The sequence below is a fragment of the Pontimicrobium sp. MEBiC01747 genome (assembly GCF_053601635.1).
The window spans coordinates 1-4,170 of record NZ_JBSHNS010000232.1 but is presented as its reverse complement, the minus strand read 5'-3'; the positions used below and the strand labels follow the sequence as shown (position 1 = coordinate 4,170).

The 4,170-nt window shown below is 29.8% G+C and carries 6 protein-coding genes; all 6 read right to left on the bottom strand.

Annotated elements, in window-relative coordinates; translation table 11 throughout:
- The coding region (locus tag ACVC2P_RS07665; protein WP_452597893.1) for a hypothetical protein at positions 1 to 213 on the bottom strand (213 nt) is incomplete at its 3' end.
- A gap of 12 nt (positions 214 to 225) precedes the next feature.
- Positions 226 to 441, bottom strand: a complete 216-nt coding sequence (locus tag ACVC2P_RS07660; protein WP_452597892.1) for a helix-turn-helix domain-containing protein — start codon at positions 439 to 441, stop codon at positions 226 to 228.
- 492 nt (positions 442 to 933) lie between these two features.
- A complete protein-coding gene (gldD, locus tag ACVC2P_RS07655; protein ID WP_452597891.1) occupies positions 934 to 1,551 on the bottom strand; it encodes a gliding motility lipoprotein GldD in 618 nt (205 codons plus the stop codon).
- Between the two features lie 71 nt (positions 1,552 to 1,622).
- Positions 1,623 to 2,927: a gliding motility-associated protein GldE gene (locus tag ACVC2P_RS07650; RefSeq protein ID WP_452597890.1), complete on the bottom strand. Its 1,305-nt coding sequence runs from the start codon at positions 2,925 to 2,927 to the stop codon at positions 1,623 to 1,625.
- 27 nt (positions 2,928 to 2,954) lie between these two features.
- Entirely contained in the window at positions 2,955 to 3,392 is a 438-nt protein-coding gene (locus ACVC2P_RS07645; protein WP_452597889.1) for a single-stranded DNA-binding protein, read from the bottom strand.
- Positions 3,393 to 3,490: 98 nt separating this feature from the next.
- Positions 3,491 to 4,170, bottom strand: a 680-nt coding sequence (locus tag ACVC2P_RS07640; protein ID WP_452597888.1) for an NUDIX domain-containing protein, incomplete at its 5' end; no start/stop codon positions are given.

The window sequence follows — 4,170 nt, the reverse complement described above, 5'->3', positions numbered from 1 at the left end:
CTCTTGGAAAACAGCTCGATGTATAAAGGTTTCGTTTCTGCCTTTCATTGTTATTCCAATAGGTGCTAATAAATAATTAGCTCCAGTAATGGCACTAAAATCAAAAGCAGAGGAGGCATTCATTTTTACAACTGTACCAATTCCCTTTAACTCTATTAAATCAAAAGGAACTACTTTAAACATATCAAGTAATTCGGTTTTTTTTAGCATCATGTAGATTACTATTTATTCAAATAGTTCATTAATTTTTGTATCTAATGATTCAGCAATTTTTTCGATATTTACTAGAGTAATGTTTTTTTCAGCTCGTTCAATCATTCCAATATAAGTTCTGTGTAAGCCAGCTCTATGAGCTAATTCTTCCTGAGAAAAACCTTTCTCTTTTCTTAATTTCCTTACTCGTTTTCCAAACTGAACTAATATTTCTGAATTTGTTTTCATTGCTAATCTTAGTATTCACAAAGCTAACTGTAGTATTCAATAAATACCACAGACTAAAGTTAGCATTTAATAAAAAGCGAGGATATGAAAGCTCTTTTAATTTTGTGAAGAATGAGCAAAATTAAATGTGCTTGAATGCGCGTTGGCTTTCAAGTTGTAATTTCTAATGTTAGTTCGGATTTTTTCTCAGCTTGTGGCTAACTAGTGTATATACGCAAGTTATAATAATTATAGAAATTATAAGGCATAAGCGCTTATAATTTGTAACTAATGAGGGATTTAAACAAAAATGTATATACGCATGTTTTAAAGGAAATAACAGCTATTATTATAGCTCATATAATAACATATAGTTTATGCGTTATTACTGCCTTTAGAAGTGGTATATAGTTAATTTTGCAATTACAGATTAACAGATTATAAAGACATAAAAACTACTTATATACACCTAAAAAGGAACATTTAATTTTAATCTTTTAATATCTGTATTGCTTAGTTAGAAGTAGATAAATTCTTCCACTTTATAGACTCCATAATCTGCTTTATATCCTTCTGTAAATAATCTGCAGCTGGCAAAATAGAATCGTAATTTGGTTTTGCATAGAAGTATAAAGAGCCTACCAAAAAATGATTAATACTATCGGTAACATAAAATTGCGATTGCGAAGCTGCGTTACCGCCTACTTCGTAAAACATACCAAACACCTTTCGTTCGGTATTTTCATAGGGCTGCTCTACTATTTCATCTGCTTTTTGTGTGTGCTCTTGCGTAAAGTTTTGAGCGTCTCTTAAAAACGTTCTTAAATGCTCTGGATTATTTTCTACAGCTTTATAGGTTAAATATATAGAGCCTTTTAATTTAGGGTATTCTACGGTTACACCATAACTTGTAGTTGCTGCTTTTAATGTTTTTGTTCTTAAATTTTCTCCTAGGGTATTACGATCGAAAGTAAATGGCATTTTAGCAATATCCTCTGTTTTGTATTTTGCCTCAGGATATTCTAGTCTTAAATATGCATTAGGTTTAGGTGTTGTCTCTTCATTACAGCTACTAAACAGTAACAACATTGCAATTAAACCTATAGATGTAACACTACTTTTTTTAATCATAAAATATATTCTGTATTTGTAAAATTTTTAAACCTGTTTTTAATTTTCTATGCAAATTATAATTTGCACAATTAAGGCAAAGTTATCTTTAGTCGTTTTATTCTTCTTTTATCTAAAGCTTCTATTGTAAAAACATAGTTTTCAAAATTTACTTTGCTATTAGCCTTAGGGAAACTTCCAGATATTTCTAAAACAAATCCAGCTAATGTCTCTGCTTCTCCTTTATTATCTTCAAAAACACTATCTTCCTCTAAATCAATAACTCTATAAAAATCTTTTAATGTTGTTTTCCCTTCAAAAACATAATTTTTATTATCTAATTTAGAATAAACAACATCTTCATCATCAAACTCATCACTTATATCTCCAACAATTTCTTCTATAACGTCTTCTAAAGACACTATTCCAGATGTTCCTCCATATTCATCTACTACTACTGCCAAGTGTACTTTTTTCTCCTGAAACTCAGCCATTAAATCATCTAGCTTTTTATTTTCTGGAACAAAAAATGGCGCGCGCAACAGAGTTGTCCAGTCCATATTTTTCTTATCTATATGTGGCAATACGTCTTTAACGTACAAAATGCCTTTTATAGTATCTATATTATCCTGGTATACTGGTATTCTAGAATAGCCTTTGGTTGTTATCTCTTTTATTATTTCGGAATATTTTTGTTCTATGTTTAATGCAAAAATATCTAGGCGAGGTCGCATAACTTGCTTGGTATCTGTATTACCAAAAGACACGATACTTTTTAAAATTTTTTGTTCTTCTTGTGTTGTATCTTCTTCACTTGTTAGCTCTAAAGCTTGAGAGAGTTGATCTACGCTTAAATTAGATTTTTGCTTTCCTAGTTTATTATGAATGCCTAATGTTATTTTGCGCATAGGTAGACTTATTGGCGAAAAAACAACATCTAAAATCTTTAACGGATATGCCATTAGCATAGCAAATTTTATATTATTTCTACTGGCATATATTTTTGGTAAGATTTCTCCAAAAAGTAATATTAAAAAAGTAACAACTACTACTTCTAAAGTAAACTTTACCCATGCTGTAGTAATCTTCTCGAAGATAATATTTCCTATATAGGCAAAGAGAATAACAATGCCAACATTTATAAAATTATTAGCCACTAAAATGGTTGCCAATAATTTTTTAGGTCGCTCTAGTAGTTTAGATATAATTTCAATTTTTTTAGACCCTTCTAATGTTTCATCTTCTAAATCGGTTCGTGTTAAAGAGAATAAAGCAACTTCTGCTCCAGATATTAATGCAGAACAAATAAGCAGCACTATAAGTAATGCAAAACATGAAACTACAGACACATCTATAGATAAAATTAATAGTGTTAAGCTGGCGGGTTCAGGATCCAAGGAATTCTATTTTAATTATTAATTATATTAAAAGGGTAAATCATCGTTTTCTGTAGAAGCATTTGCATTATCTACTTTTGGTGTCTCTGTTTTTTGCTCTGGAGTAACTGGCATTGCTCCACTCTCTTTTTTAGTAGTTAAAAACGTAAAATCTGTTGCTTGGATTTCTGTAGAATAACGATCGTTACCTGAATCGTCTTGCCATTTTCTTGTTTTTAAACGTCCTTCTATATAAACTTTATCGCCTTTGCTTAAATATTTTTCACAAATTTCGGCAGCTTTATTTCTTAATACTATATTATGCCATTCTGTATTAGTAATACGTTCATTAGTTTGTTTGTTTGTATATGTTTCATTTGTTGCTAGAGGAAAACGACCAACACATCCTCCTCCTTCAAAATAATGCATTTTTACTTCATCTCCTAAATGCCCAATAAGCATTACTTTATTTAATGTTCCTGACATAAATTATTCGTTTTTTGTTTAAGCTTTGCAAAGCTATACTTTTGCAATTCATAATTTTAAATTTAATAAAAAAAAAGTATTGTTTAACTATACTCCTTTTAAAAATTAAAGCTTTCAATAAAATCACCTATTAAAATAGGAACAGGATACTCTCTAATATCCTTATATAAAACGCCTTTTTTAACATCTTCATTTACAGAAACTATCCAGAATTTAGTATATAAATGTTGATGAGATAATTTATGTACTATATCTTGCTCATTATATAAAGACACCTCATAGCTTTTATTACTTAAAACCTCTAAATCTTTTAGTTTTGGGGTTATATCTGCGCATGATACAGCTGTTTCTATTAGAGGAAACTGATATAAGTTTTGCCAGATACCTTTTCCTTCTCTTTGCTCTACTACTGTTTTTTTATTTTTAGAAATGATTACTATAAAGTTAAAATACTTCTTTTTTACTTTTACTGTTTTTAGTTTAACAGGTAAAACACCTATTTTATTTTCTCTAAACGCAACACACCCTTTATTTATTGGGCATACAGTACAATCTGGATTTTTAGGCTTACACTGTCTTGCACCAAACTCCATAATAGCTTGGTTAAACACTGCAGGGTTTTCTTTATCTATTAAATCTTGAGCTATAGCTTTAAACTCTTTAAAACCTTTTCCTGTATTAATGGGTGTTTCTATACCATAATAACGAGACAAACCTCTGTACACATTACCATCTACAACTGCTGTTGCTTCATTAAAACAAATGGATGCAATTGCAC

Excerpts from the sequence above, each read along its gene's own strand:
- ACVC2P_RS07645 (WP_452597889.1), bottom strand. The coding sequence starts at position 3,392 with ATGTCAGGAACATTAAATAAAGTAATGCTTATTGGGCATTTAGGAGAT.
- ACVC2P_RS07660 (WP_452597892.1), bottom strand. The coding sequence starts at position 441 with ATGAAAACAAATTCAGAAATATTAGTTCAGTTTGGAAAACGAGTAAGG.
- gldD (WP_452597891.1), bottom strand. The coding sequence starts at position 1,551 with ATGATTAAAAAAAGTAGTGTTACATCTATAGGTTTAATTGCAATGTTG.